23 protein-coding genes, 1 tRNA gene and 2 pseudogenes are annotated in these 26,541 nt (G+C 58.6%); 15 read left to right on the top strand and 11 right to left on the bottom strand.

Features of this window, described 5'->3' with window-relative positions:
* Nucleotides 1-54: 54 nt before the first annotated feature.
* Entirely contained in the window at nucleotides 55-354 is a 300-nt protein-coding gene (locus ACPDZI_RS20840; RefSeq protein ID WP_168968240.1) for a c-type cytochrome, read from the top strand.
* Nucleotides 355-413: 59 nt separating this feature from the next.
* Here ACPDZI_RS20840 and recQ read toward each other — a convergent pair whose 3' ends face one another.
* Nucleotides 414-2,249 (bottom strand): ATP-dependent DNA helicase RecQ, encoded by a 1,836-nt coding sequence (recQ, locus tag ACPDZI_RS20845; RefSeq protein ID WP_011707789.1) that lies wholly within the window; start codon nucleotides 2,247-2,249, stop codon nucleotides 414-416.
* A gap of 133 nt (nucleotides 2,250-2,382) precedes the next feature.
* Between recQ and ACPDZI_RS20850 the strand changes: the two genes are divergently transcribed.
* Together ACPDZI_RS20850 and ACPDZI_RS20855 are read left to right on the top strand one after the other, a co-directional pair.
* Entirely contained in the window at nucleotides 2,383-2,847 is a 465-nt protein-coding gene (locus tag ACPDZI_RS20850) for a thioesterase family protein (protein ID WP_049045446.1), read from the top strand.
* Nucleotides 2,848-2,971: 124 nt separating this feature from the next.
* Nucleotides 2,972-3,499, top strand: coding sequence for an AbiTii domain-containing protein (locus ACPDZI_RS20855; RefSeq protein WP_076362147.1), 528 nt, complete (start codon nucleotides 2,972-2,974; stop codon nucleotides 3,497-3,499).
* A gap of 285 nt (nucleotides 3,500-3,784) precedes the next feature.
* Here ACPDZI_RS20855 and ACPDZI_RS20860 read toward each other — a convergent pair.
* The 9 genes and pseudogenes from ACPDZI_RS20860 to ACPDZI_RS20900 form a co-directional block, all read right to left on the bottom strand.
* Nucleotides 3,785-3,861 (bottom strand) — tRNA-Pro (locus ACPDZI_RS20860).
* 147 nt (nucleotides 3,862-4,008) lie between these two features.
* The gene (locus ACPDZI_RS20865) at nucleotides 4,009-4,719 is read right to left on the bottom strand and encodes an MOSC domain-containing protein (protein WP_411637542.1); all 711 of its coding nucleotides are present in this window, start codon (nucleotides 4,717-4,719) and stop codon (nucleotides 4,009-4,011) included.
* A 45-nt stretch (nucleotides 4,720-4,764) separates the two neighbouring features.
* The gene (locus tag ACPDZI_RS20870) at nucleotides 4,765-5,607 is read right to left on the bottom strand and encodes an ABC transporter permease subunit (protein ID WP_011707793.1); all 843 of its coding nucleotides are present in this window, start codon (nucleotides 5,605-5,607) and stop codon (nucleotides 4,765-4,767) included.
* Nucleotides 5,604-6,508 (bottom strand): annotated as a pseudogene (locus tag ACPDZI_RS20875) (ABC transporter permease subunit). The gene ACPDZI_RS20870 and the pseudogene ACPDZI_RS20875 overlap by 4 nt, the downstream one beginning before the upstream one ends.
* Nucleotides 6,505-7,659 carry a polyamine ABC transporter ATP-binding protein gene (gene potA / locus ACPDZI_RS20880; RefSeq protein WP_011707795.1) on the bottom strand — a complete coding sequence of 385 codons (1,155 nt, stop codon included), beginning with the start codon at nucleotides 7,657-7,659 and terminating at the stop codon, nucleotides 6,505-6,507. The pseudogene ACPDZI_RS20875 and the gene potA overlap by 4 nt, the downstream one beginning before the upstream one ends.
* Nucleotides 7,660-7,734: 75 nt before the next feature.
* A complete protein-coding gene (locus tag ACPDZI_RS20885) occupies nucleotides 7,735-8,796 on the bottom strand; it encodes a polyamine ABC transporter substrate-binding protein (protein WP_219255756.1) in 1,062 nt (353 codons plus the stop codon).
* Nucleotides 8,797-8,937: 141 nt separating this feature from the next.
* A complete protein-coding gene (locus ACPDZI_RS20890) occupies nucleotides 8,938-10,035 on the bottom strand; it encodes a polyamine ABC transporter substrate-binding protein (RefSeq protein ID WP_187269034.1) in 1,098 nt (365 codons plus the stop codon).
* A gap of 54 nt (nucleotides 10,036-10,089) precedes the next feature.
* Nucleotides 10,090-11,450 (bottom strand): annotated as a pseudogene (locus tag ACPDZI_RS20895) (aspartate aminotransferase family protein).
* A 187-nt stretch (nucleotides 11,451-11,637) separates the two neighbouring features.
* Entirely contained in the window at nucleotides 11,638-12,969 is a 1,332-nt protein-coding gene (locus tag ACPDZI_RS20900) for a glutamine synthetase family protein (RefSeq protein ID WP_011707799.1), read from the bottom strand.
* 468 nt (nucleotides 12,970-13,437) lie between these two features.
* Here ACPDZI_RS20900 and ACPDZI_RS20905 point away from each other — a divergent pair, with 468 nt between their 5' ends.
* The 12 genes from ACPDZI_RS20905 (at nucleotide 13,438) to ACPDZI_RS20960 (ending at nucleotide 25,226) form a co-directional block, all read left to right on the top strand.
* The gene (locus tag ACPDZI_RS20905) at nucleotides 13,438-13,824 is read left to right on the top strand and encodes a TraR/DksA family transcriptional regulator (RefSeq protein ID WP_010635769.1); all 387 of its coding nucleotides are present in this window, start codon (nucleotides 13,438-13,440) and stop codon (nucleotides 13,822-13,824) included.
* 170 nt (nucleotides 13,825-13,994) lie between these two features.
* Nucleotides 13,995-14,852: a hypothetical protein gene (locus ACPDZI_RS20910; protein ID WP_017409742.1), complete on the top strand. Its 858-nt coding sequence runs from the start codon at nucleotides 13,995-13,997 to the stop codon at nucleotides 14,850-14,852.
* Nucleotides 14,853-14,903: 51 nt separating this feature from the next.
* Nucleotides 14,904-15,350: an Mpo1 family 2-hydroxy fatty acid dioxygenase gene (locus tag ACPDZI_RS20915; protein ID WP_102989823.1), complete on the top strand. Its 447-nt coding sequence runs from the start codon at nucleotides 14,904-14,906 to the stop codon at nucleotides 15,348-15,350.
* Between the two features lie 21 nt (nucleotides 15,351-15,371).
* On the top strand, nucleotides 15,372-15,851 hold the full coding sequence (locus ACPDZI_RS20920; RefSeq protein ID WP_438833723.1) for a CreA family protein: 480 nt from the start codon (nucleotides 15,372-15,374) through the stop codon (nucleotides 15,849-15,851).
* Between the two features lie 77 nt (nucleotides 15,852-15,928).
* Nucleotides 15,929-16,918 carry a 2-hydroxyacid dehydrogenase gene (locus tag ACPDZI_RS20925; RefSeq protein WP_024945568.1) on the top strand — a complete coding sequence of 330 codons (990 nt, stop codon included), beginning with the start codon at nucleotides 15,929-15,931 and terminating at the stop codon, nucleotides 16,916-16,918.
* A 91-nt stretch (nucleotides 16,919-17,009) separates the two neighbouring features.
* Nucleotides 17,010-18,389 carry a molecular chaperone gene (gene yegD, locus ACPDZI_RS20930; protein ID WP_118880156.1) on the top strand — a complete coding sequence of 460 codons (1,380 nt, stop codon included), beginning with the start codon at nucleotides 17,010-17,012 and terminating at the stop codon, nucleotides 18,387-18,389.
* Between the two features lie 153 nt (nucleotides 18,390-18,542).
* Nucleotides 18,543-18,962: an META domain-containing protein gene (locus tag ACPDZI_RS20935; RefSeq protein WP_016352339.1), complete on the top strand. Its 420-nt coding sequence runs from the start codon at nucleotides 18,543-18,545 to the stop codon at nucleotides 18,960-18,962.
* Between the two features lie 70 nt (nucleotides 18,963-19,032).
* The gene (locus ACPDZI_RS20940) at nucleotides 19,033-19,881 is read left to right on the top strand and encodes an HDOD domain-containing protein (RefSeq protein ID WP_041213562.1); all 849 of its coding nucleotides are present in this window, start codon (nucleotides 19,033-19,035) and stop codon (nucleotides 19,879-19,881) included.
* A gap of 5 nt (nucleotides 19,882-19,886) precedes the next feature.
* The gene (gene malZ, locus ACPDZI_RS20945) at nucleotides 19,887-21,716 is read left to right on the top strand and encodes a maltodextrin glucosidase (RefSeq protein ID WP_438833724.1); all 1,830 of its coding nucleotides are present in this window, start codon (nucleotides 19,887-19,889) and stop codon (nucleotides 21,714-21,716) included.
* Nucleotides 21,717-21,937: 221 nt separating this feature from the next.
* A complete protein-coding gene (gene pseB / locus ACPDZI_RS20950; RefSeq protein WP_118880154.1) occupies nucleotides 21,938-22,942 on the top strand; it encodes a UDP-N-acetylglucosamine 4,6-dehydratase (inverting) in 1,005 nt (334 codons plus the stop codon).
* A complete protein-coding gene (gene pseC / locus ACPDZI_RS20955) occupies nucleotides 22,939-24,096 on the top strand; it encodes a UDP-4-amino-4,6-dideoxy-N-acetyl-beta-L-altrosamine transaminase (protein ID WP_438833725.1) in 1,158 nt (385 codons plus the stop codon). Before pseB ends, pseC begins: the two co-directional genes overlap by 4 nt.
* 2 nt (nucleotides 24,097-24,098) lie before the next feature.
* Nucleotides 24,099-25,226 (top strand): hypothetical protein, encoded by a 1,128-nt coding sequence (locus tag ACPDZI_RS20960; RefSeq protein WP_146062428.1) that lies wholly within the window; start codon nucleotides 24,099-24,101, stop codon nucleotides 25,224-25,226.
* Between the two features lie 47 nt (nucleotides 25,227-25,273).
* Here the strand turns inward: ACPDZI_RS20960 and ACPDZI_RS20965 are convergent, their stop codons facing one another.
* Entirely contained in the window at nucleotides 25,274-26,536 is a 1,263-nt protein-coding gene (locus tag ACPDZI_RS20965; protein ID WP_438833726.1) for an ATP-grasp domain-containing protein, read from the bottom strand.
* Nucleotides 26,537-26,541 lie beyond the last annotated feature (5 nt).

Raw genomic sequence — 26,541 nt, forward strand, 5'->3', positions numbered from 1 at the left:
GTCGGCCAGCACTGGCTAACGGACGATGCGCTATTTCATTTCAAGGAGAAGAAGATGCAAAGATGGTTGGGCGCCCTGCCCCTGTTGCTGTTGTTATGGGGGCCGGCCCAGGCGGCCGATGTCGAGGCAGGCAAGGCCAAGGCCGCCGTTTGCGCCGCCTGTCACGGGGTTGAAGGCAAGGCTCTTATTCCCAGCTATCCCCATCTGGCGGGACAAAACGCCGCCTATCTGGTGAAACAGCTGAAGGCCTTCAAGGATGGCAGCCGCAAGGAGCCTTTGATGGTGCCCTTCATGGCGCCGCTCACCGATGCGGACATGGAGAATCTGGCGGCCTATTACTCCAGCCTCAAATAACCCGGCGCGCCCGGCAGACGGGCGCCTCCCATTGACGACGCACCCACTTCACCAACCTTTTACCGACGGCAGTAGTCGATGATCAGGTCCATAAAGGCTTCGCCAAAGCGTTCCAGCTTGCGGTGACCCACGCCGTTGACTGCCAGCATTTCCGCCTCGGTCATCGGCATCAGCTGCGCCATCTCGACCAGGGTGGCATCGTTGAACACCACGTAGGGCGGCACCTCTTCATCCTCGGCGATCTGCTTGCGCAGGGCGCGCAGCTCCTTGAACAGCCGCTTGTCGTAGTTGGCGTTGTCGAGCAGACCGTTGCGCTTCTCCTTGCGGCTAGAGATGGGCTGCAGGCGCGGCACCGCCAGATCCAGCTTCACCTCGCCGCGCAGCACGGGACGGGCGGCCTCGGTCAGCTGCAGCACAAGATTGCGGGTGATGTTCTGGGTCAGCAGCCCCTTGTGGATCAGCTGGCGGATCACGCTCATCCAGTACTCGTGGCTCTGATCCTTGCCGATGCCGTAGGTCGACAGCTTGTCGTGGCCGTGGTCCTTGATGCGCTGGTTCAGCGAACCGCGCAGCACCTCCACCACATAACCCACCCCGAAATTCTGTCCCACCCGCCAGACGCAGGAGAGCGCCTTCTGGGCGTCTTCGGTGCCATCATAACTCTGGGGCGGATCGAGGCAGATGTCGCAGTTGCCACACGGCTTGTCGTTGTACTCGCCGAAGTAGTTGAGCAGCACCTGGCGGCGGCAGGTCTGCGCCTCGGCGAAGGCCGCCATCACGTTGAGCTTGTACTGCTCCACCTGCAACTGCTGGGGGTTTTCGATGTTGTCGAGCAGCCGGCGCACCCGACCGATGTCGGCGGGATCGTACAGCAGCAGCGCCTCGGCCGGGGTACCGTCACGGCCAGCACGGCCGGTTTCCTGATAATAGGACTCGATGTTCTTCGGGATGTCGTAGTGCACCACGAAACGCACGTTGGGCTTGTCGATACCCATGCCGAACGCCACCGTCGCCACCACTATCTCTATGTCGTCCTTGAGGAAGGACTCCTGAGTGCGCTGGCGCAGCTCGAGCGGCAGGCCGGCGTGATAGGGAGCCGCCTTGCAGCCGTGGCGGGAGAGCCGCTCGGCCACCTCCTCCACCCGATTGCGGCTGGAGCAGTAGACGATGCCGCAGTTGCCCTTCTGGCTCTGCACGTAGCGCAGCAGCTGCTCCGCCGCCTTGAACTTCTCCACCAGGCTGTAGCGTATGTTGGGCCGATCGAAGCTGGCGGTGTGGATAAAGGGATCGTGGAGTTCCAGTCGATGCAGCATGTCGCTGCGGGTCGCCTCGTCGGCGGTGGCGGTGAGCGCCACCACGGGCACCTGCGGGAACCACTGCTTGAGCCGGCCCAGCGCCGCGTATTCCGGCCGAAAATCGTGCCCCCACTGGGAGACGCAGTGCGCCTCGTCGATGGCGAACAGGCCGAGCGGCAGCTCCGCCAGCCGATCCATGAACTCGTGCTGCAGCAGGCGTTCGGGGGAGACGTAGACGATTTTTATCTCGCCGCGCCGCATGGCGGCGAAGTTCTGGATCATCTCTTCCCGGCTCAGTGCCGAGTTGATGTAGACCGCCGCCACGCCGTTGGCGCGCAGGCTGTCCACCTGATCCTTCATCAGCGAAATGAGGGGAGAGACCACCACCCCGAGCCCGGGCCGCAACAGCGCAGGGATCTGGTAGCAGAGCGACTTGCCGCCACCGGTCGGCTTGAGCACCAGCGCATCGCGCCCCGCCACGATCTGCTCGATGATTTCGAGCTGGCCCGGCCGGAATTGCTGATAGCCGAACACCGCCTGCAGCAGGGCAAGCGGATTCTCTGGCTGGGGGTCAGGCAGGGTTTCGGCAATGGCGGTCATGGGCTCTCCTTTGGGGTCGCCATTCTAAAGCAGCCGCCGCCCACAATAAACCTGCCATTGCGACTGTTAAGGAAGTGTTGCAGACTGGCTGGAGTTTTTACTCGGTCGTACTGCCAGGGATCGGACTCAAGGAATGAAACAGATGCTCAAGAAGATGGCGCTCAGTGGCATTGCCAACCTGTTCGCCGAGAGGATGCCGTTCAATAAGCTGATCGGCATGCAGGTGACCCACTACGACTTCGACAAGGTGGAGCTGCGCATCAAGATGGAGGAGAAGCTGATCGGCAACCCCTTCCACAACATCCTGCACGGCGGCGTCACCGCCAGCCTGCTCGATGTGGCCGGCGGCATGATAGTCGCCGCCTCCTGCATCGACGAGCTGGAAGACTTCTCCCCCAGCCACCTCAAGGAGCGCTTCTCCCGCCTCGGTACCATCGATCTGCGGGTGGACTACCTGCGGCCGGGGCGTGGCAACGAGTTCATCGCCACCGCCCACATCATCCGGGCCGGCAGCAAGGTCGCGGTTGCCCGCATGGAACTGCACAACGAAGAAGGGACTCATATCGCCTTCGGTACCGGCACCTACCTGGTGGGCTGAGCCAGCCTATTGCATAAAAACCACACCGCTAATCTGATTTTAATCATTAGAAACCTTACCCCCTCTGCCGCCACCAGGTTCATACTGAAAGTCGGGATTGTATGCAGAGGGAGGATTGCAGGCGATGAGTGCGAAACTGGCCACCAAACCATCCAGAACCTTGTTGAGGCAGCTCGAGTCCATGCTCGACGAGGTGCAGACACCCGAGTGTCGCCACTGGCTGGAACAGGAGCTTGAGGGATACTCTCTCTGTTCGCCCCTGCCTTGGTATCGCATCATAGCCTGTCGGCAACGCGGTCACTTCTTGGACCTGAAGACGGGAAAATACCTGACTTGTCATATCAACAGTCAAACGCTAAGCCAACGCGACCTGGCCCAAATTCAGTTCATCTATGCCCGTGAACCCGCCGCCCACTATTTGCTGCAACGCAATTCCGGTATTGAGCCCTGGCCAGAACAGCTGCTGGAAGATTATCAGGAGCAGCTGATCCCCGGCCATTTATGCCTGCAAGCCTGGCATGAGCCCGTGTCTTCATTACGTGAGCAACTGATGGAGGGAATCGAACATTTCATTAGTGAGTACCCCAAGCACGCGGCCTTGCAACCTCAGCATGGCTTCAAGGCATTGCGGCATCAGCACTGGCATATCTAACAGGCGCCTGGCGCGCAAGGAGGGCACCATAGACAGAACCCAACCAGAGATTGCCACAATCTAGAGTGCCGGAGTCAGGATCAGACTCCAACCTGGGCCACCGAGCGGTGGCCCTTTTATTGCCCTGCGCCGGGCAACGGAACTGACGAGACGGATGAAACAGAGAGACAGAGAGACAGAGAGACAGAGAGCATTGCAGTTGCCCTAGCAAGCCTGAATATCGCCCTCCACTTGCGCAAACGCCAGATGCGAAAAGGCCGCTCTATTGAGCGGCCTTTTCTAATGTGGTCGGTGTGAGAGGATTCGAACCTCCGACCCCTTCGTCCCGAACGAAGTGCGCTACCAAGCTGCGCTACACACCGATGTCTGCGGGACGGGAATTTACCGAAAGCCCCGACTCGACACAAGCCTTTTTTGCGTTTGGAAGGAAAAAAATGGCTGTTCGCTCAACTATTCGTCAGTTCCATCCGTCCTGAACCGTAAGCGGTCAAAAAATGGCCTTGCAACGCTTATGACGAAGTGAGCTGGAATTCGGCCGGGCCGAGCAAGCGGCGATGCCAGTCAGCGACCACACCATGCTCCAACCAGTCTGCCGCATGCTTGCGCCAGTTGGGCGAGAGAGCCGGATTTTCCAGCAGCAACAGCAGATCCGCCTCGTTGCGCAGCTGGTTGAACAGGATGTCGGCGGTGCGCTTTACCGTCAGCTCAGGGTAGGGCCTGTCCACCAGCTCCAACCGCTCCTGCGGCATCACCATCCCCTCCTCCAGCACCCGCAGCAGCCAGCCACAGCGGCCGCTGAGCTGCATCACCTGCGACATCTGGCCATAACCGAAACGCTGGTTGAGCTTGAAGCAGGGAGATCTGGGCTGGCTTATCTGGATCAGCGCCTCGCCGAGTCGATAGACATCGCCGATGCAGGCCTGCTCCTCGGTCAGCCCGACCCCGGAGAGGTTCTCGCCGAAGGCGGCCGGTTGCCAGGGGGTACGCGGGGCCGCCAGACCCAGCGCCGTCTGCCAGTTGTGCCACCAGGGGTAGTGATCGGCGGGATAGTAGTGCAGCGCCCGATCCGGGCCGCCATGGTGGCGCTGGTCGCACTGTTCGTCGCCAGCCAGACCATTGGCACCGCACCAGAGCGGTATGGAGGTGGCTTGTTTGTGGATGGCGCTGACAAGGCCGGGAACCAGCTCGGTACCCTGGCCGCTAAAGATGGAGATCCGCATTCTCATCCTCCGGATTGACGAGAGAATGCGGATCTTAACACGAGGTCAGGCGACTGCCTGCATCTGGGTGGTCATGGCGATCTCGGCGCGGCGACGTTTCTCCGCCTTGGCCATCAGATACCAGCTGCCGAAGGTGAACAGCGACACCGACAGCAGGATCAGGCTGGCCACCGCGTTGATCTCGGGTTTCACCCCGAGCCGCACCGCCGAGAAGACCTCCATCGGCAGGGTGGTCGAGCCCGGGCCGGAGACGAAGCTCGCCAGCACCAGGTCATCCAGCGACAGGGCAAACGACATCATGCCACCCGCTGCCAGCGAGGGGGCGATCATCGGGATGGTGATCAGAAAGAACACCTTCCAGGGTTTGGCCCCCAGATCCATGGCCGCCTCCTCGATGGAGAGATCCAGCTCCCGCAGGCGGGCCGACACCACAATCGCCACATAGGCGGTACAGAAGGTGGTGTGCGCGATCCAGATGGTCACCATGCCCCGCTCGGCGGGCCAGCCCACCAGCTGGGCCATGGCCACGAATAGCAGCAGCAAGGAGAGACCGGTGATTACCTCGGGCATCACCAGCGGCGCCGTCACCATGCCGCCGAACAGGGTCCGGCCACGGAAGTGCGGGATCCGGGTCAGCACGAAGGCCGCCACCGTCCCCAGCGCCACCGCCGCAATCGCGGTATAGAAGGCGATCTCCAGCGAACGCAGTACCGAACCTATCAACTGCTTGTTGTCGAGCAGGCCGAAATACCACTTCAGCGACCAGCCGCCCCATACCGTCACCAGCTTGGAGGCGTTGAAGGAGTAGATCACCATGATGATCATCGGCAGGTAGATGAACAGCAGCCCCAGCCACAGCATCAGCTTGGCAAAACCAAAGCGCCTCATACTTTACCCTCCAGCTCTTTGGCCTGGTTGCGGTTGAACAGGATGATTGGAATGATCAGCACCGCCAGCATCACCACCGCCAGGGCGGACGCCACCGGCCAGTCACGGTTGTTGAAGAACTCCTGCCACAGCACCTTGCCGATCATCAGGGTCTCGGGGCCGCCCAGCAGCTCCGGAATGACGAACTCGCCCACCACCGGGATGAACACCAGCATGCAGCCGGCGATGATGCCGTTCTTGGAAAGCGGTACCGTGATCTGCCAGAACCGGGTCAGGTTGCGGGCGCCGAGGTCGGAGGCCGCCTCCAGCAGACTTTGGTCGTGCTTGACCAGATTGGCGTAGAGCGGCAGCACCATGAACGGCAGGTAGGAGTAAACGATGCCGATGTAGACCGCCAGGTTGGTGTTGAGGATCTGCAGCGGCTCGTTGATGAGGCCGATGCCCATCAACAGGCTGTTGAGCAGACCGTTGTTGCTGAGAATGCCCATCCAGGCGTAGACCCGGATCAGGATCGCGGTCCAGGTCGGCATCATGATGAGCAGCAGCAGAACGGTCTGGGTCTCCTTGTTGGCCCGGGCGATGGAGTAGGCCATCGGATAGCCGATCAGCAGGCAGAGCACTGTGCTGATGAAGGCCATCTTGAGGGAACCGAGATAGGCCGCGATGTAGAGCTCATCCTCCTGCAGCAACAGGTAGTTGCCCATGTGCAGCAAGATGGTGAGCTGATCGTCGGCCCAGCTCACCACGTCGGTGTAGGGCGGGATCGCCACGTCCGCTTCGGCGAAGCTGATCTTCACCACTATGATGAAGGGCAGCAGGAAGAACAGGAACAGCCAGAAGAACGGGATGCCGATCACCAGCTGCCGCCCCCCAGTGCCTTCAGTCGTCTCAATGCCATCATGATTGCAGCACCACGCCGCTGTCATCTTCCCAGTAGAGGAACACCTGGTCATCCCAGGTCGGCCGCTTGCCGTGGCGTTCGGCGTTGGCGATGAAAGCCTGAACGATTTTGCCCGAAGGCAACTGGATGTGATAAACCGAATGACCGCCCAGATAGGCGATGTCATAGACTTCGCCCTTGGTCCAGTTGAAGTCCGGATGCTCGATCTCCACCGGCTTTTGCAGGCTCATCAGCAGTTTCTCCGGCCGCAGGGCGTAGGTGACCTTCTTGTTCTCGGCGCGGGAGCTGATGCCGTGGCCCACATAGATGGGCTGCTCCAGATCGGCGCAGGCGATGGTGGCGTGGTCCTGCTCATCCTCCACCAGCAAGCCGTCAAACAGGTTGACGTTGCCGATGAACTCGCACACCAGCCGGCTGGCCGGGGTTTCATAGATGTCCATCGGGCTGCCGATCTGTTCGATGCAACCAAGGTGCATGATGGCGATCCGCTCGGCCATGGTCATCGCCTCTTCCTGGTCGTGGGTCACCATGACGCAGGTTACCCCGACCCGTTCGATGATCTCGACCAGTTCGAGCTGCATCTGGGAACGCAGCTTCTTGTCCAGCGCCCCCATGGGCTCATCCAGCAACAGCAGCTTGGGCCGCTTGGCCAGGGAGCGCGCCAGTGCCACCCGCTGGCGCTGGCCACCGGAGAGCTGATGCGGCTTGCGGCGAGCATACTGGGTCATCTGCACCAGCTTGAGCATCTCCTCCACCCGGGCATCGACCTCCGCCTTGGGCAGGCCATCCTGCTTGAGGCCGAAGGCAATGTTCTGCGCCACCGTCATGTGGGGGAACAGGGCGTAGGACTGGAACATCATGTTGATGGGGCGCTCGTACGGCGGCATGTCGGTGATGTCGACTCCGTCGAGGAACAAGCGTCCCTCGGTGGGGCGCTCGAACCCCGCCAGCATCCGCAGCAGGGTCGACTTGCCGGAGCCGGACCCGCCCAGCAGGGCGAAGATCTCGCCCTTGTGGATGTTGAGGGACACGTTGTCGACCGCCAGCGTTTCATCGAACTGCTTGCTTACCCTGTCTATCTTGACCAGCACTTCTTTGCGTTGCTGGCTGCCCTCGAGGGCTTTCTTGTAGGCACTGGAGGCTATCGCCATTACCAAACTCCCAAAGGTAATACCGGCCGGGGCCGATCCGTAAAACAGTCTGGCGCCCCGGGATGGGCGCCAAGGTTAGGTTCCGGACTTGATCTTGGTCCAACTCCGGGTGATCAGGCGCTGCACCGCGCGGGGATGTGCCTGCTGCACATACAACCGCTCCAGCACCGCCTGGGGTGGATAGACGGACTCGTCATTGCGCACATGCTCCTCCATAAACTCCCCCGCCTTGGCGTTGGGGTTCGCGTAGCCCACATGATTGCTGATCTGGGCAATCACCTCGGGCTGCAGCACGTAGTTGATGAGGGCGTGCGCCTCTTTCACGTTGGTGGCATCGGCCGGGATCGCCATCATGTCGAACCAGAGGTTGCCCCCCTCCTTCGGTATGCTGTAGGCGATCTTGATCCCCTTGCCGGCTTCGTCGGCACGGGCCGCCGCCTGCAGGATATCGCCGGAGAAACCGGCCGCCACGCAGATGTCGCCGTTGGCGAGATCGCCGATGTACTTGGAGGAGTGGAAATAGGCCACGTAAGGACGCACCTTGAGCAGCTGCTCCTCGGCGCGCTTGAGATCCGCCGGATCCTGGCTGTTGGGGTTGAGCCCCAGATAGTTGAGCGCCGCCGGGATCATCTCGTCTGCCGAGTCGAGGAAGGCGACCCCGCAACGGGCCAGTTTCTGCATGTTTTCCGGTTCGAAGATCACGGCCCAGGAGTCTATCTTGTCGACCCCCAGCACGGCCTTGACCTTGTCGATGTTGTAACCGATGCCGTTGGTGCCCCACAGATAGGGCACGGCGTACTGATGACCCGGATCCACCTTGTCGAGCTGCTTGAGCAGCACGGGATCCAGGTTGGCCAGATTGGGCAGCAGAGCGGGATCCAGCTTCTGGAAGGCCCCCGCCTTGATCTGTTTGGCCAGGAAATTGTTGGAGGGCACCACCAGATCGTAACCGGTGCGTCCGGTCAGCAGCTTGCCTTCGAGGGTTTCGTTGGAATCAAACACGTCATAGACGGTCTGGATCCCGGTCGCCCGCTGAAAGTCGCTGAGGGTGGTCTCGCCGATATAGTCGGACCAGTTGTAAAAGTGGACCACAGGGGCTGCCTGAGCCACATTTGCCAACCCCAGAGCCAGGGCCATCGTCACTATCTTGGTTGTGTGCACTTACTCAGTCCTCTTAATGTGTGATTTGCCAGTCGCGCATCCTTACGCGCCGTCCAACCTGTCGGGTGGGTCACCTCCCTCCCGGCCGAACTGCGGACCGGGAGGGGCACTCGTCACTTACTTGCCTGACTTGATCTTGGTCCAGCTACGCGTCATCAGACGCTGCACCTTGGCCGGCAGATCCGGGAAGGTGTAGATCTTGGCCAGCGTCTCGTCGCTCGGGTAGATGCCCGGATCGTTGCGGATCTTCTCGGACACCAGCGGCACGGAGGCCTTGTTGCCACTCGGGTAGCTGACAGCGTCGGAGATCTTGGCGATCACCTCCGGCTTCATCAGGTAGTTCAGGAACACATGGGCCGCTTCCACGTTCTTGGCATCGGCCGGGATGGCCAGCATGTCGAAGAAGCTGCCCGCCCCCTCTTTCGGGATCACGTAGGTCAGATTGATGCCGTTCTTGGCCTCGATCGCCCGTGACTTGGACTGCTGCAAGTCACCGGAGTAACCGACCGCCACGCACAGGTTGCCGTTGGCCAGATCCGAAATGTATTTGGAGGAGTGGAAGTAGGCGGTATAGGGACGGATGGAGAGGAACAGCTCCTCCGCCTTCTTCAGCTCGTCCGGCTTCTGGCTATCCGGCTTGAAGCCCAGGTATTGCAGGGCAGCCGGCAGCATTTCGGTCGGCGAGTCGAGGAAGGAGACACCGCACTCCTTCAACTTGGCCATGTTTTCCGGTTTGAACACCAGATCCCAGGAATCCACCGGCGCCTTGTCACCCAGCACGGCTTTCACCTTCTCCGGGTTGTAGGCATAACCGATGGTGCCCCACAGGTAAGGAATGGAGTACTGGTTACCCGGGTCGCTCGGTTCGAGCGCCTTGAGCAACGAGGTATCCAGGTTTTGCCAGTTGGAGAGCTTGGACTTGTCCAGCTTCTGGAACACGCCCGCCTTGATCTGCTTGGCCAGGAAGGGGTTGGACGGCACGACGATGTCATAGCCCGAACTGCCGGCCAGCAACTTGGCTTCCAGCACCTCGTTGCTGTCGAACACGTCGTAGACCACCTTGATGCCCGTCTCTTTCTGGAAGTCTTCCAGCGTGTTTGGCGCGATATAATCGCTCCAGTTGTAGACGTGCAACACCTTGTCCTCGGCCATCACCCCGGTACTCATCATGACCAGTGCCACAGAGGCTGCAATCATTCCCGTTTTGAAAGACATCGTCCTTGTCTCCTAAGCAAATTGTATGCGCAAGCCAACCTGCCCGGCGCCCGCCTATCCCCGCAGCTTTGCCGCCGTCAGATCGAGACTGAGCCTGGCCAGATTGACCAATTCATCCACCTGTTCCTCAGTGATCACCAAGGGGGGCGATATGATCATGGTATCGCCGACCGCCCTCATCACCAAGCCATTGTTAAAGCAGAACTCCCGACAGGTCATACCGGCCTGCAGCCCAGCCGGGAAGCGGCTGTTGGTCTGCTTGTCCTGCACTATTTCCAGCGCGGCCACCAGGCCTTTGCCACGGGTTTCGCCCACCAGCGGATGGTCCGCCAGCTCCGCCCAGCGGCGCTGCAAATAGGGGCCGATGGTATCATGAACTCGCTTAACTATGCTTTCGTTTTGCATAAGCGTAATGTTGGCAATCGCTACGGCGCAGGCCACCGGATGACCGGAGTAGGTGAAGCCATGGTTGAACTCGCCCCCTCTTCCACCAGCACCTTGGCGACCCGGTCCCCCACCATCACGGCCCCCATCGGCAGATAGCCGGAGGTGATCCCCTTGGCCAGACACATGAGATCCGGCTTGATGCCGAAGCCTTCGCTGGCGAACCAGTGGCCAGTGCGACCAAAGCCGCAGATCACCTCGTCGGCGATCAGCAGAATGCCGAACTTGTCGCAGATGCGCTGGATCTCCGGCCAGTAGCTGTCGGGCGGGATGATGACGCCGCCGGCGCCCTGGATCGGCTCGCCGATGAAGGCGGCTACCTGGTCTACCCCCAGTTCCAGAATCTTCTCCTCCAGCTGACGGGCACGGGCCAGCCCGAATTCATGGGCACTCATCCCCTGCCCCTCGCCGAAGTGATAGGGCTGGTCGATGTGCACGATACCGGGGATCGGCAACCCGCCCTGGGCGTGCATCCCCTTCATGCCACCCAGGCTGGCGCCCGCCACGGTGGAGCCGTGGTAGGCGTTGTGGCGGCTGATGATCACCTGCTTGTCCGGCTGCCCCTTGCTGGCCCAGTAGTGGCGCACCATGCGCAGCACGGTATCGTTGCACTCGGAGCCCGAGCCGGTGAAGAAGACGTGGTTGAGGTGCGCCGGCGTGATCTCGGCCAGCAGGGTCGCCAGCTCGGCAGCGGGCGGGTGGCTGGTCTGGAAGAAGAGGTTGTAGTAGGGCAGTTGCTGCATCTGGCGGGTGGCGGCGTCCACCAGCTCCTGGCGGCCATAGCCCAGGTTGACGCACCACAGGCCGGCCATGCCGTCCAGAATGCGCTTGCCTTCGGAGTCTTCCAGATAGACGCCCTCGGCCCGGGTGATGATGCGGCTGCCTTTCTTGTTCAGCGCCTGAAAGTCGGTAAACGGATGCAGGTGATGGCTGGCTTCCAGTTGCTGCCACTCACGGGTGGTATGCTGCATTGCTTGCTCCTCGGTTCCTTCGATTTAAGCGATGTTTGTTGGTCAGTTGATGAGGGGCAGACAACTCCCCCGGTCACGATGACGCACCGGGTGTCGTGCAGTGCCTGCACCCCAACTGTCTCGATTCAAGCGGGAGGGGCTGGCGGCCCCTCCGGGCAGGGTGATGCGCGGCCGGCGCGCATCCGGGTCACACGTTCAGCAGCAGGAACTCCCGTTCCCAGCGGCTGATCACCCCGAAGTAGGTCTCATATTCCTTGCGTTTGACCGCCACGAAGGCGCGGGTAAAGCGCTCGCCCAGCATCTCCTTGATGGGGTCGCACTGCTCCAGGTGGCTCAACGCCTCCTCCAGCGAGCGGGGCAGACTGTAGGGCAGCTCATAGGCGCTCGACTTCATCTCCGGCAGCGGTTCCAGCTTCTCCATCATGCCGAGGTAGCCGCAGGCCAGCGTGGCCGCCAGCGCCAGATAGGGGTTGGCATCGGCGCCGGCGAAGCGGTTCTCCACCCGGCGGGCACTGGCCTCGGAGAAGGGCACCCGCAGCCCGCAGGTACGGTTCTCTACCCCCCACTGCACGTTGCGCGGCGCGCTCTCGCCAAAGGTGAGGCGGCGGTAGGAGTTGACGTTGGGGGCCAGCAGCGCGGTCACCGCCGGCGTGTATTTCTGCAGGCCGGCGATGAAGTGCATGAACAGCTCGGAGTGACCGCCGTTCTCGGTGCCAAACAGGTTGCGGCCGTTCACATCTTCCAGACTCTGGTGAATGTGCATGGCGGAGCCGGGCTCGTCGCTCATCGGCTTGGCCATGAAGGTGGCGTAAATCCCGTGACGGTGGGCCGCTTCCCGCATGGTGCGCTTGAACAGGAACACCTGATCCGCCAGATCGACGGCGTCGCCGTGCAGGAAGTTGATCTCCATCTGGGCGGCGCCGGACTCGTGGATCAGGGTGTCCACCTCCAGCTCCTGCGCCTCGCAGTAGTCGTACATGTCTTCAAAGATGGGATCGAATTCGTTGACCGCGTCGATGCTGAACGATTGGCGGGCTGTCTCAGGGCGTCCGTTGCGCCCCACTGGCGGCACCAGCGGATAGTCGGGGTCTTCGTTGCGCTTGACCAGGTAGAATTCCAGCTCGGGGGCCACCACCGGCTTCCAGCCCTGCTTCTCGTAAAATGACAGGACCCGACGCAGCACGGAGCGCGGCGCGATGTCGATCAGCTTGCCATTGATGTCGAAACAGTCGTGGATCACCTGGGCGGTCGGCTCCAGCGCCCAGGGTACGAAACGAATGGTGTTTGGATCGGGATAGAGCTGCATGTCCCGCTCCAGCGGGTCGATCATGCTGTCGTCATCCGGATACTCGCCGGTCACCGTCTGGGTGAAGATGACCTCGGGCAGCCGCATGCCCCCCTCGCGCAGAAACTTGTTGGCTGGAATGATCTTGCCTCGGGCATTGCCGGTGAAATCCGGAAACAGGCACTCCACTTCCGTGATGCGATTGCTCTCCATCCAGCCCTTGATACTGTCCATGTTAAACCCCGACTTTACGGTTGCCATTGGCAAGGGTGTCTAATATATGGAACACCCTTGTTATCAAATTGTAATCAACACCACCATAAAAGCCCGCCATTAGGGGCAATGTCAAGCGGTGGTGTTTAAAAAACTATAAATAACGGCGCATATAATGACCATCGCGGGGACAAATACTAAACACCCTGGCGTAATAACGACTCACTGCAAGCCCGGTGCCAACAAGCGTGCGGGATCCCCCATGTTCTCAGTCAGACCCTGTCTGAATCGGGTCATTTTTTTGCAAGGGCGCACAATACTTGTCCTCTTTGCTTTGCATGCCTGCATTTTTTTGGTACAAGGCCCGCCCTGATTTGCACTCTCCTGCTTGGATTTGGTGCAAATTCAGGACACAGGGCTTGGTCTGCAGGCAGACAGCCCCCATAAACAGGGATAATTGGGTTAGTAAACTGACTGGTAGTAAATCGTATGTGTGATTTCATGACTGAAGACCAACTGGCCTTTTACAAGGGACAGATCGAGCGCCAGATCCTCGAACTCGAAGATCGCCTCAACTCCCAGGCCAGCCAGGCCATCGCCACCGATACCAACGAGATGGCTGATGAAATTGACCGTGCCAGCATCGAGGAAGCCCGTCGTCTGGAGCTGAACCGCATCGAGCATGACAAGCTGCATCTGCGCAAGCTGCGTGGTGCCCTCAAGCGCATCAGCGAAGGGGATTTCGGTTACTGCGAATCCTGCGGTGACGAGATCTCCCTCAAGCGGCTGCAGGCTCGTCCCGAGTCCCGCTTCTGCGTTGAATGCCAGAGCACCAAGGAGTTCAACGATACCCACGTGTATCGTCGCGTCGCCTGACGCCTCGCTGCCTGCTCACTGTCGTGCGGCGAGCGTCGCCAGCGGGGTGGGCATGCAGGTGACAATGAGGACACCAGGCTGCTCACCCTGGCGGATCACGGCTACGCAGCAAGAGAGTGACAAGTTCTGTTAGACTCCGGGCAAGCCCGGAATCTACAGGAGAGCAGAGAGTGAAATGGTTCCTCAAACTGTGCTTGTGTCTGCCGTTGCTGGCACAAGCACAGACCCTCACGGTCAAGGTTCCCAGCCGGCCGATCAACGACCTCGACAAAGAGTACCAGCTCAAGCTGCTGGAACTGGCGCTGACCCATGCCGGCCAGCCGTTTCGCATCAAGCAGGTCGAACTCAACCTCAACCAGTACAGCCTGCAGCAACAGCTGAGCAAGGGCCAAACCATCAATGTGTTCTGGATGGGCACCTCCAGCGCCCTCGAATCCTCGCTCATCGCCGTGCCGATCCCGCTGTTTCGCGGTCTGGAAGGGCTGCGGCTCTCCTTCATCCACGCCGATGCCCAGGAGAAGTTCAACCAGATCAACTCGCTGGCCGATCTCAAGCAGCTGAAGGCGGCGCAAGGGGTGGGCTGGGCCGACAACAAGATCCTGGAGAACGCCGGCATCCCCACCTATTCGGGGCGCTACAGCAACCTGTTTCGACTGATCAACGACGGCGACAAACTGGACTTCTTCCCGCGCAACCTGGTGGAGATCTTTGCCGAGCGCAGCGAGCTGGTGGCGCAATATCCCAACCTGGTCATCGATCAGCACCTGCTGATCCGCTACCCCTTCGCCGAGTTCTTCTTCGTCAGCCCGGAATCCCCCAAGCTGGCCAAGGCGATCCAGACCGGGCTTGAGCGGGCCTATGCCGACGGCAGCTTCATGAAGTTCTTTCGGGAGAACCCCAAGATCCGCGAGGCCTTGGCCAGCGCCAATCTCGAGCGGCGGGTCACCATCTCCCTGCCCAATCCCGACATGACACCGTTGCTAAAATCCATTCCGGCCCAATATTGGGAGTATCCCCCGCAGGGATAAGAGTCGGCCACCTCAACCAGGGTGGTACCAACAGCGCGCCAGGGAGGTGCCATGAAGGGAATCGAGGAGTGGTTTGAACTGTACGGCCAGAGCCACCGGCACCCGGTCAATGTGGCGATCCACAAGCTGGCAGTGCCCGGCATCTATCTCTGTGCCCTGGCCCTGCTCTGGTGCTTGCCAGCCGGGCCGCTGCCGCCGTCGCTCAACTGGGCCGCTCTGGTCGCCATCCCGGTGCTGGCCTTCTACCTGCGGCTGTCGTTTGCGCTGTTTGTGGGCATGACGGTGCTGACCGCACTGGGGCTGGTCATTTGCCACAGCTGGCAAGGCCCCCTGCTGTGGCCGGCGCTGGCCGGGTTTGTGCTGCTCTGGATAGCCCAGTTCGTCGGCCACAAGATCGAGGGCAAGCGCCCCTCCTTCCTCGCCGACCTGCAGTTTTTGCTGATCGGCCCCGCCTGGGTGCTGGCCAGCCTCTATCGTCGTTTGGGCATTCCCTACTGAGGGAAGCCAACAGGAGAGACCATGAGACATCCTCAGATCCTTGCTCGCACCCTGCCGCTGCTGCTGGGCGCACTGATTGCCGGCCCGGCGCTGGCCGACAAGGCCGACCCGGTCGGCGAGGTGAGCACCGCCTTCAAGCTGTTTGGCCCCAACCACAAGATCCTGGTGGAGGCGTTCGACGATCCCCGCATCGACGGCGTCGCCTGCTACCTGGCGCGTCCCAAGACCGGCGGCGTCAAGGGCGGGCTCGGGCTGGCGGAAGACCCCTCCCACGCCTCCCTCTCGTGCCACCAGATTGGCCCCATCACCCTGCCCGCCAAGTTGAAGGCGGGGGAAGAGGTGTTCGACGTCAGCACCTCGCTGGTGTTCAAGGAGCAGAAAGTGGTGCGCTTTTACGATCAAAAGCGCAACGCGCTGGTCTATCTGACTTACAGCACCAAGCTGGTGGATGGCTCTTACAAGAGTGCAGTCAGCGCCGTGTCCATCATGCCGTGGGGCTGAATCCCCACCATTTATCCCGTGATGACGACCCATATTTGTTGTAATTTAACTACATCATTATCTGCGGAGAGCGCACCATGAGAGTCGCCGTTTTCAGTACCAAGAGCTACGACAAAGAGCACTTCAATCAGGCCAACAGCCAGTACGGTTATGAACTGGAGTTCTTCGACGTGCGGCTGGAGGCCAAGACCGCCCGGCTGGCCCACGGCTTCCCCGTGGTGTGCCTGTTCGTCAACGACGATGCCGACCGCGAGGTGCTGACCGAGCTGGCCACCAACGGCACCAAGGTGATCGCCCTGCGCTGCGCCGGCTACAACAACGTGGATCTGGCCGCCGCCAAGGAGCTGGGGCTGAAGGTGGTGCGAGTGCCCGCCTACTCCCCGGAAGCGGTCGCCGAGCACGCGGTGGGCCTGATGATGACCCTCAACCGTCGCATCCACAAAGCCTATCAGCGCACCCGTGACGCCAACTTCTCGCTGGAGGGGCTGGTCGGTTTCAACATGCACGGTCGCACCGCCGGCATCATCGGCACCGGCAAGATCGGCATCGCCACCCTGCGCATCCTCAAGGGCTTCGGCATGCGCCTGCTGGTGAGCGATCCCTATCCGAACCAGGCGGCCATCGATCTCGGTGCCGAGTACGTGGATCTCGATACCCTGTTCCGCCAGTCCGACGTCATCAGCCTGCACTGCCCGCTGTTCAAGGAGAACTACCACCTGCTGAACAAGGAGGCGTTCGCCAAGATGAAGGACGGGGTGATGATCATCAACACCAGCCGGGGCGGCCTCCTCGACTCCAACGCCGCCATTGAGGCGCTCAAGACCGCCCGCATCGGCGCGCTGGGGCTGGACGTCTACGAGGAAGAAGAAGATCTCTTCTTCGCCGACAAGTCCAACGAGGTGATCACCGATGACGTGTTCCGCCGCCTGTCGGCCTGCCACAACGTGCTGTTCACCGGTCACCAGGCCTTCCTGACCCGCGAGGCGCTGCACGCCATCGCCGACACCACCCTCAGCAACATCCGCGCCATCGACAGCCAGGGTCGCTGTGACAACGAGGTGGAGTAAACCACCGCGCAATAAGCGAGGCGCCGGGTTGTGAGACCCGGCGCCTTCGGGTAGGCTACCAGCCCTTTTTTGCTCAGGAGTCTGGCTGCCCATGTTTATCGGATTTGATTACGGTACCTCCAACTGTGCCGTCGCCGTGATGGAACAAGGCAGCCCCAGGCTGCTGAACCTGAGCGGTGCCCACTATCTTCCCTCCACCCTGCACGCCCCCCATCGGGATGCCATCGCCGGCCTGCTGGCCGAAGGGCTGGCCCCCGCCCAGCAGAGCGAGTACCTCAAGCTGCGCGGCCCCGTGGTGACCCGGGCCCAGGCGGTACGCCGCCAGATGCGCGAAGAGGGGCTGATCGACGAGCTCAGCTTCGGCGCCGCGGCGCTGGAGCGCTATCTGGAAGAGCCGGACGACGGTTACTACCTCAAGTCGCCAAAATCCTTCCTCGGCGCCTATGGCCTCAAGGCACCGCAGATCGCCCTGTTCGAAGACATCGTCTGCGCCATGATGCTGCACGTGCGGCGCGAGGCGGAGCAGCAGCTCGGCGCGCCGATCCGCCGGGCCGTGGTCGGTCGCCCGGTCAACTTCCAGGGACTGGCGGGGGAAGAGAGCAACCGTCAGGCCATCGCCATCCTGAGCGAGGCGGCCCGCCTCGCCGGGTTCGAACAGGTGGAGTTTCTCTATGAACCGGTAGCGGCGGGCTTCGAATTCGAGGCCCGCCTGACCGAGGATGCGGTGGTGCTGGTGGTGGACATCGGCGGCGGCACCACCGACTGCTCGGTGCTGCGGATGGGCCCGAGTCACCGCGACAGGCTCGATCGCGACGGCGATCTGCTCGGCCACAGCGGCCAGCGCATCGGCGGCAACGACTTCGACATCCGGCTGACGGTGGAGGGCATGATGCCCCTGCTCGGCATGCACGAGACCCTCAAGACCGGCAAGCCGCTCCCCCACCCGCTGTTTTGGGATGCCGCCGCCATCAACGACGTCAGCGCCCAGAGCCGCTTCTACAGTCTGGAGACCGCCCGCCAGCTGCAGGATCTGCAACTCGACAGCCAGCCCGGCAGCAAGCTGGGCCGCCTCGCCAGCCTGCGCGCTCACAAGCTGAGCCACCAGCTGGTGTGGCGTGCCGAGCAGGGCAAGATCGCCCTCTCGACGCAGGAGTCCAATCACCAATCGCTGAGCGAGCTGGAAAAAGGGCTGGAGGCGGAGCTGACCCGCGAACAGCTGGCCAATGCCTCTGCCCTGCTGCTGGAGAAGATTGGCGAGCTGATGGATGAGGCCATCGCCGCCGCCGGCGTGCAGCCGGATCGGGTCTTCATCACCGGCGGCAGCGCTCGCTCCCCGCTGATCCAGGCCTTCATCCGCCAGAAGCTGCCCCAGGTGCCGCTGGAAGGGGGTGATGACTTCGGCTCGGTCGCCTCCGGTCTGGCCCGTTACGCCGAGCGGCTGTTTGGCAACGGTCAACCCACCCCGATCTGACCCAAATGCAGCCAGGCATGGGGGCTGTGTTGCCATTTAACGACACAGGCCCCACCCACAGGGCGACAGAAGCAGTCGGGGGCGCTCCCCCTCGCCCTGCCTGAGGGCGCGCACAGAGGGTATGCTTGTCACTCCCACTACCGGAGCCCTTTCATGCCCAGATTCTTGCTACTGCTGCTCGCCCTGCTTCTGCTCAGCGCCTGCAGCAGTACTCCCCGCTTCGCCTCGCAAGACCTGCAGCACCACCACTGGGTGCTCGACAAGCTGGATGGCCAGCCCGTTGCCGCGCCGCGAGACAACCCACCCGATTTCGAGATAGGTGAGCACTTCACCGTCAACGGCATCGCCGGTTGCAATCGCTACTTCGGTCAGGGCCACCTCGAGGGGAACAAGTTCTGGGTGACCAGTCTGGGCAGCACCGAGATGGCCTGTCTGGCTCCGCTCGATGCGGTGGAGCAGGCAGTACTGACCACTCTCACCGAAGGGGCCACCCTGGACGGCACTACCCAGACCCTGATCCTGCAGGGCAAACGGCATCGTTTGGAATACACCCTGCGCGACTGGGTGCTCTAGGGCTCACAAACCGGCATCACAAACAGGAACATGTGCCCCGCCTGTGGCACAATATGAGGCAGTGCTCGCAATGGAGGCTGCCTCAGCCATGTCGATGGACCGTCTGTTTGACAAGATCAAACAACTCCCCACTATCCCGCAACTGCTGCATGAGTTGATGCAGAGCTTCAGCGATGAAAATGCCCGCATCGACGAGATTGCGGCCAAGATCGCCATGGATCAGGTGATCAGCGTCAAGGTGCTGAGAATGGCCAACTCGGCCGCCCTGCGCCGTGGCAACGAAGTCACTTCCATCGAACAGGCGGTGATCCGCCTCGGTTTCAACCGGCTGCGATCTGTGGTGGTCGCCTCCGGCATCATCGGCAGCTTCAAGGCGCCTCCCAGTTTCGACAAGAACAAGTTCTGGACCGAGACCTTCCAGGTCGCCACCATCGCCAAGACCCTGGCTCAGGAGGCCAAGGTGCTCGACCCCGAAACCGCCTTTACCTGCGCTCTCATCCACAATATCGGCGAACTGCTGATCCAGAGCACCTTGCCGGAAGAGGCGGAGCTCATCAATCTGGCGATCCAGAAAGGGAGCAGCCGGGTCGAGGCCCAACGCGAGATGCTGGGGTACGACTACGCTCAGCTCGGCGCCGAGCTGGCACGGCGCTGGAACCTCTCCGAGGCCTTCGTCGATGCCATCTCCCAGCAGCTGGATCCCCTCTCCCACGACCCGGTCAGCAAGGAGGCGGTGCTGATCCGCCTGGCGGTCTTCATCTCCTTCGCCTGGAACGCGGGAGTGCCGGCCCAGGCCATCATCGCCCGCTTTCCCAAGCCACTGGCCGACCAGCTGGGGCTGGATCCCAAGTCGCTCGCCGGCCAGCTCGAAACCTTGCATGAACAGGGCAATGCCCTCGCCGATCTTCTGACTCAATAAGCATCATGACCCATCCATTTCTGTTTCATCCCCAGGTGGCGCCCTGGTTCAAAGAGAGCGCCGATGCCCTGCAACTGACCCTGTTCAGCGAGCTGGATGCCCCGATCCGCGAGGTGTGGCTGCGCCACGAGCCGGACAACGAGGAGTACCTGATCCCGATGACGGCGGTCTCCACCCGCGACCGGCTGCAGGTATGGCAGGCGACCCTGCCGCTCATCAAGGGGCAGGACATTCACCTCTACTGCTTCAAGTGTCTGACCGATGAGGAGCAGTGGTGGCTGCACGGGGCCGGCGTCAGCGCCGCCATGCCGCCGCGCGAACAACATTTTCGCTTCAACAGCCTGCACCAGCCACCGGCCTGGGTGCAGGACCAGGTGTTCTACCAGATCTTCCCCGATCGCTTCTGCAACGGTGACCCGTCGCTGAGCGTCAAGCATCACGAGTACGAGTACCGCGGCAAGGCGGTGATCAGCAAGGCCTGGGGCGAGCCCGTCAGCCGCCACGAAGAGGGCCACGGCGCCTGCGAATTCTACGGCGGCGACCTGGCGGGCATCGACGCCAAGCTGCACTACCTGCAATCCCTCGGGGTGACGGCGCTCTATCTCAACCCCATCTTCGATTCGCCGAGCAACCACAAGTACGACACCCAGGATTACTTCAAGGTAGATGCGCACCTCGGCACCAATGCCCAGTTTGCCGAGCTGACCCGCAACCTGCACCAGCGCGGCATGAAAATCATCCTGGATGCGGTGGTCAACCACACCTCCACCGAGCACCCCTGGTTCTGCCCGCCGCTAGGCGCCCAGCGCAACCCGGACTCACCGTGGCGCAGCTTCTACACCTTTGACAGCGAAGGGGATTACGTCAGCTGGAAGGGCATCCGCAGCCTGCCCAAGCTGGATTTCTCCTGCGAGAAGGTGCAGGACGCCGTCTATCGCGCCGACGATGCCATCCTGCGCTACTGGATGCGCGCCCCCTACCAGATCGACGGCTGGCGCTTTGACGTCATCCACATGCTGGGGGAGCGCGGCACCGCCGAGGGCAACCAAGGCCACGTGCGCGCCATTCGCGGCGCGGTGAAGCAGGAGAACCCGGACGCCTACGTGCTGGGCGAACACTTCTTCGAGGCGAGCCAGTGGCTGCAGGGAGATCAGGAGGACGGCGCCATGAACTACTACGGCTTCGCCCATCCGATCCGAGCCTTCCTGGCCGGCAAGGATATCGCCTATCACCCCATCAAGATCAGCGCCGAAGAGCTGGATCGCTGGCTCAAGCTGGCGCGAGCCCACATCCCGTTCAAGAACCAGCTGGCCCAGTTCAACCTGCTGGACAGCCACGACACCGCCCGCTTCCTCCACCTGCTGGGGGAAGACAAGCAGCGGATGCGGCTCGCGGCCACCCTGCTGCTCACCTACATCGGCGTGCCGTCCATCTACTACGGCGACGAGGTGGGACTCTCCGGTGGCAACGATCCGGACTGCCGCCGCTGCTTCCCGTGGGAGACCACAGCCTGGGATCACGTGCTGCACGACCACTACCGCCGGTTGATCCAGATCCGCCGGCAACGTCCGGCCCTGCGCCGCGGCGACATCCAAACCCTCTATGCTGGCCCGCACAGCTATGTGTTCGTCCGCACCCTGCAAAGCGATCAGGTGGTGGTAGCCTGCAACCGTCACCCCAGCGAGCCGCGCACCATCAGCCTGCTCCTGTGGCAGACCGCCAGTCCCACCAGCCGCTTCACCGACGCCTTCAACGGCGACAAGTTCGAAGTGGTACAGGGCGAGGTGCAGCTAACCATCCCCGCCAACTCGGCCAGAGTGCTGCTCTCCAGCTAGGCGTCAAAAAAGCGGAACCCTGTGTTCCGCTTTTTGTTAAAGCCCCCGAGATCGCATAAAGTTGTTTGAGCTGGGTTGGATTTCTCTATGAATCATCTAGTTAGTTCCCTCAGAGTGGAATAAAACTGGCATCATACAAGACCGCTTCCGACCCTTTTCGGCTAAACTGGCCCAAGGCACATAAATTGCTTGTCACTTGGCATCACTAGCGAGAATCCGTCATGTTCGACAATAAAACCCTATTGATTACCGGCGGCACTGGCTCGTTTGGCAAAATGCTGGTCAAAACAGTGCTGGAACGATACAAGCCGAAACGGCTGATCATCTACTCCCGCGACGAGCTGAAACAGTTCGAGATGCAGCAGGTCTTCAATGCCCCCTGCATGCGCTATTTCATCGGCGACGTGCGGGACGCCAACCGGCTCACCATGGCGATGCGCGGGGTCGACTATGTGGTGCATGCGGCGGCGCTAAAGCAGGTGCCAGCCGCCGAATATAACCCCATGGAGTGCATCAAGACCAATATCCACGGGGCCGAGAACGTCATTCAGGCCGCCCTGCTCAATCAGGTCAAGAAGGTGATCGCCCTCTCCACCGACAAGGCCGCCAACCCCATCAACCTGTATGGCGCCACCAAGCTGGCCTCTGACAAGCTGTTCGTCGCAGCCAACAACATCGCCGGCCAGGATCCAACCCGTTTTGCGGTGGTGCGCTACGGCAACGTGGTGGGGTCGCGCGGTTCTGTGGTGCCCTTCTTCCAGAAACGGATCGATCAGGGCGCAACCACCCTCCCCATCACCCACACCGAGATGACTCGTTTCTGGATCACCCTGCAGCAGGGGGTGGACTTCGTGATGAACAACTTCCCGCGCATGAAGGGGGGTGAGATTTTCGTGCCCAAGCTGCCCTCAGTGCGGATCACCGACCTGGCTACAGCCATGGCCCCTCAGCTGGACCAGGAGATCATCGGCATCCGCCCGGGTGAAAAACTGCATGAAGTGATGTGCCCTTGTGACGACTCCTACCACACCTTCGAGTTCGACGACTTCTTCATCATCGGACCGACCATCAACTTCAACAATCGCAACAATGACTTTTCTGTCACCGCCTCAGGTGAGAAGGGAACCATGGTGGCCCAGGGATTCGAGTACAACTCCCGTGACAACGAGGATTTCCTGACGGTTGAACAGCTGAAAGAATTGAACAGCAAGGTGGTAATGGAATGATCCCATACGGCAGACAGTCGATCAGCGAAGCGGATATCGAAGCCGTGGTCGAAGTATTAAGGTCCGATTTTCTGACCCAGGGGCCCGTGGTGCCGCGCTTCGAACAGACAGTAGCGGATTACTGTGATGCCCGCTTCGGGGTGGCGGTCAACTCAGGTACGGCCGCCCTGCATATCGCCTGTCTGGCACTAGGTGTCGGCCCGGGTGACTGGGTCTGGACCTCCCCCATCAGCTTTGTCGCCTCGGCCAACTGCGCTCTCTATTGCGGAGCCCAGGTCGATTTCGTCGACATCGAGCCCGATACCGGCAACATGTGCGCCATCGAGCTGGAGCGCAAGCTGGTAGCAGCCAAGGCTCAAGGATGTCTGCCCAAGGTGGTCATCCCAGTACACTTCGCGGGCCTGCCCTGCGACATGCAGGAGATCCATCGCCTGGGACAAGAGTACGGCTTTCGGATCATCGAGGATGCCTGTCATGCCCTCGGTGCCCGCTATCACGGTGAACCCACCGGCAACTGCCGCTACAGTGACATCACCGTCTTCAGCTTCCACCCGGTGAAGATCATCACCACCGGCGAGGGCGGCATGGCGATGACCAATGACCCTGCGCTTGCCAAAACCATGAGCATGTTGCGCAGTCACGGCATCACCCGGGATCCGGAAGACTTCATCAATGAGCCGGACGGCCCCTGGTACTATGAACAGCAAATGCTGGGCTTCAACTACCGGATGACCGATATTCATGCTGCATTGGGGTTGAGCCAAATGGCTCGCTTAGAAGAATTTCTGCTCCTGCGCAATATCCTCGCGACACGGTACCAGAAAGAACTTCATGCTCTTGGCATTCAACACATCGAGACAAGAACATATAGATCTAGTGCTAGACATCTCTTTGTAATGAAAATTGATCCAGCTATCCGTAGAAAATTTGTTAAAGATCTACAAAAAATGGGTATTCTTGCCAATGTTCATTACATTTCCATATCATCTCAGCCATACCACCTGATTCATCCTACTCCAAGGTTGAAACAGAGTGACGCCTTCAGCTCTAGTGTAATATCCATCCCACTATATCCAGACTTAATGCCACAAGAACAAGACTCGATAATTCATGCGATCTTATTCCTAATTAATAACTCCGCTATAGATAAATAATCATGAAGAAAACGTTAGTCACTGATGTTGTATTTCCAACCAAACTATCTCTATGGCGAATATGTGAAACAGCCTCGTTTATAAAGGAGAAAAATGCCGACATAATGGTCTTCAAAATAGATGGCTTTGCAGGAATAACATACAGCATAGATTTTGAAGAGATGAAGGATATTTTAGGTTATGAAGGATACAACATACTGATATTCGATCCAAAATATAATAATCTCAACGAATACAATACAAAAGTTGATGGTACTAAGTGGAATGGAAAATTTCCGGCAAGCTACGTTTTTACAAAAAACTCTAGCTTTGATATAAATGAGTATGACCTCATCTATCATATATTCCTTCATTGCTATCGTGAATTCAATCGACTGATTGAATATCCCAGAGAGAAACAAGCAATCCACCTATATCCAGGTGGTGGTTTTTCTGGGACAAAATCTATGCAACATGATCTCCCACGTTCGGTAAAATTGATATCAACAAATCCCAAAACCAGTTCACTACTGGAGAGTGAAGGCATCACTGATTATTTAGAATGTTTAGGAGGAACTTTTTTTACTAAAACAGATATTTATCCCTATAAGAAATCCGCAAAGCATGGTGGACAACTCACAGTCGCCTTTGCGAGCCTAGGTCATTCCATTGAGAAGGGAGCAAGCATATACCATAAAATAGCAAATGAATTTTCTAAAAAATATCCATCCAACTCTGTAAACTTCATTGCAATTGGTAACTACCCATTTGCAAACGAAGGTGTTACTATTTATCAGCCCATGCCAATGATGGAACTGATGGAGTTCTATTATAGACATGTCGATATTTTAGTCAGTATTGATACCGGCGTTGCATTTAATGGATGGCCACTAGGAATAGAAGCTGCATTGACTGGTGTTTTATTGGCAACCACCGATCCTAACAAAATACAGCATCATTACGATATTCCAAGTAGATCTCTAGTAATCTTTGATCTTTTAAATACAACTTATATTCTTGATTTGATAAAGACTATGGATGAAGATAGAGAAAATTTATTCCGGTGGGGAGAGGAATGCAGAAAATACTTCTCAAATATGTGTAGTTATAAAAATCAGCAAGAGAAGATATTTTCATTCATTGACATTTAAAATCTTCCTGTTGATTGCGGTGAAATTAGTCACCGCGTCTTTAAATTTCAGATAAGCATCCCAACTACATCAACTGAAAATGAAGGTATCCCGAGTCTTTTTGAAATATTATTACGTTCACTAAAAGAATCATCAATAAATATAGATGAGATATGTTCAATATAATCCGCTTTGTTATCTGAATCATTTAAATGAATGATATCATCGAAGAGTCTATGACATATTTTCAAATTATCAAGGGCTGCAAATATATCTCCATGATGCTTAGTGATAAGATATATTTTCTTATTTTCATTCTTCATTTTATATATAAACGCAATCACTTCGCAATTGACTAAATTATCAACACTAAGAGTTTCGTCGAAGTCTAAATATATATGTTCGAAATCATTATTTATCAGTATTTTGGAGGATAACGAACGATCAACTTCAACATCTAGATTGTTGCAGTAAATTTCAATATCGATACCCATTCTGTCATACAATGCTAATTCAATAAGATTAGCACCATTCACACCCGTAATAGCACTAGTTCCTGCTATTCTCGGAGCAACCTCAAGTAACACTAACTCTTCTTTAGCATTCTCTTTTACTTGGTAAAACCAAGCACCCCGTAGCTTGAGCGCATCATTGATAATATTTGCAATCTCTAAAAAATCTCGCCTGTGGATCAACTTGGTGTTCACAGATATACCGTTTGCAATTCGCCCCCTATCACGCGCCGAGCAGACTTTCAAGCTACCATGGCGATCTGTAAAACAATCGACGGTATATTCTTTCCCCGGGAGATATTCTAACATCAATGCATCAGGCTCTAATTCCTTGAAAAAGCTCATTTCCTTGGAATTATTAATAATTCTAGTTCCTTTTGAACCCTGCCCCACATCAGGCTTCATAAATATAGGGAACTGCTCTGGTATATCATCAATATAAATACGTGGTGTCTTTATTAATGATGATAGGTATTCGTATGTTGCTTTTTTAGAGCGGCATAAAATACAGGTCTCTGAGATGGAGGAGACGATATCAGCATGCACAATTTCTTGATTTTCAGACAAAAATGTTAATACAGCATCATGAGCAGGGATTATATATTTTATATCTTCATCGATTATTATTTCATTTAGTTTTTCAATAAAACCTGGCTCACTTACATAAGGCATATCACCTATGTAGTTGGAATATGAATATCGACCATGATCTTGGCAGCTACTACCACCAATCAAAGTAAAATGAACAGATTTACCTAGCGCACGCTGTACTTCCAAGCCTATTTCAGAACCACATGGGAATACCAAAACATTTGTCATAATGG

The sequence above is a fragment of the Aeromonas oralensis genome, from assembly GCF_049665575.1.
Classification (GTDB): domain Bacteria; phylum Pseudomonadota; class Gammaproteobacteria; order Enterobacterales; family Aeromonadaceae; genus Aeromonas; species Aeromonas hydrophila.

Coding starts and splice junctions, on each gene's coding strand:
- ACPDZI_RS20840 (WP_168968240.1), top strand. CDS start 55: ATGCAAAGATGGTTGGGCGCCCTGCCCCTGTTGCTGTTGTTATGGGGG.
- recQ (WP_011707789.1), bottom strand. CDS start 2,249: ATGACCGCCATTGCCGAAACCCTGCCTGACCCCCAGCCAGAGAATCCG.
- ACPDZI_RS20850 (WP_049045446.1), top strand. CDS start 2,383: ATGAAACAGATGCTCAAGAAGATGGCGCTCAGTGGCATTGCCAACCTG.
- ACPDZI_RS20855 (WP_076362147.1), top strand. CDS start 2,972: ATGAGTGCGAAACTGGCCACCAAACCATCCAGAACCTTGTTGAGGCAG.
- ACPDZI_RS20865 (WP_411637542.1), bottom strand. CDS start 4,719: ATGCGGATCTCCATCTTTAGCGGCCAGGGTACCGAGCTGGTTCCCGGC.
- ACPDZI_RS20870 (WP_011707793.1), bottom strand. CDS start 5,607: ATGAGGCGCTTTGGTTTTGCCAAGCTGATGCTGTGGCTGGGGCTGCTG.
- potA (WP_011707795.1), bottom strand. CDS start 7,659: ATGGCGATAGCCTCCAGTGCCTACAAGAAAGCCCTCGAGGGCAGCCAG.
- ACPDZI_RS20885 (WP_219255756.1), bottom strand. CDS start 8,796: ATGGCCCTGGCTCTGGGGTTGGCAAATGTGGCTCAGGCAGCCCCTGTG.
- ACPDZI_RS20890 (WP_187269034.1), bottom strand. CDS start 10,035: ATGTCTTTCAAAACGGGAATGATTGCAGCCTCTGTGGCACTGGTCATG.
- ACPDZI_RS20900 (WP_011707799.1), bottom strand. CDS start 12,969: ATGGACAGTATCAAGGGCTGGATGGAGAGCAATCGCATCACGGAAGTG.
- ACPDZI_RS20905 (WP_010635769.1), top strand. CDS start 13,438: ATGTGTGATTTCATGACTGAAGACCAACTGGCCTTTTACAAGGGACAG.
- ACPDZI_RS20915 (WP_102989823.1), top strand. CDS start 14,904: ATGAAGGGAATCGAGGAGTGGTTTGAACTGTACGGCCAGAGCCACCGG.
- ACPDZI_RS20920 (WP_438833723.1), top strand. CDS start 15,372: ATGAGACATCCTCAGATCCTTGCTCGCACCCTGCCGCTGCTGCTGGGC.
- ACPDZI_RS20925 (WP_024945568.1), top strand. CDS start 15,929: ATGAGAGTCGCCGTTTTCAGTACCAAGAGCTACGACAAAGAGCACTTC.
- yegD (WP_118880156.1), top strand. CDS start 17,010: ATGTTTATCGGATTTGATTACGGTACCTCCAACTGTGCCGTCGCCGTG.
- ACPDZI_RS20935 (WP_016352339.1), top strand. CDS start 18,543: ATGCCCAGATTCTTGCTACTGCTGCTCGCCCTGCTTCTGCTCAGCGCC.
- ACPDZI_RS20940 (WP_041213562.1), top strand. CDS start 19,033: ATGGAGGCTGCCTCAGCCATGTCGATGGACCGTCTGTTTGACAAGATC.
- malZ (WP_438833724.1), top strand. CDS start 19,887: ATGACCCATCCATTTCTGTTTCATCCCCAGGTGGCGCCCTGGTTCAAA.
- pseB (WP_118880154.1), top strand. CDS start 21,938: ATGTTCGACAATAAAACCCTATTGATTACCGGCGGCACTGGCTCGTTT.
- pseC (WP_438833725.1), top strand. CDS start 22,939: ATGATCCCATACGGCAGACAGTCGATCAGCGAAGCGGATATCGAAGCC.
- ACPDZI_RS20960 (WP_146062428.1), top strand. CDS start 24,099: ATGAAGAAAACGTTAGTCACTGATGTTGTATTTCCAACCAAACTATCT.
- ACPDZI_RS20965 (WP_438833726.1), bottom strand. CDS start 26,536: ATGACAAATGTTTTGGTATTCCCATGTGGTTCTGAAATAGGCTTGGAA.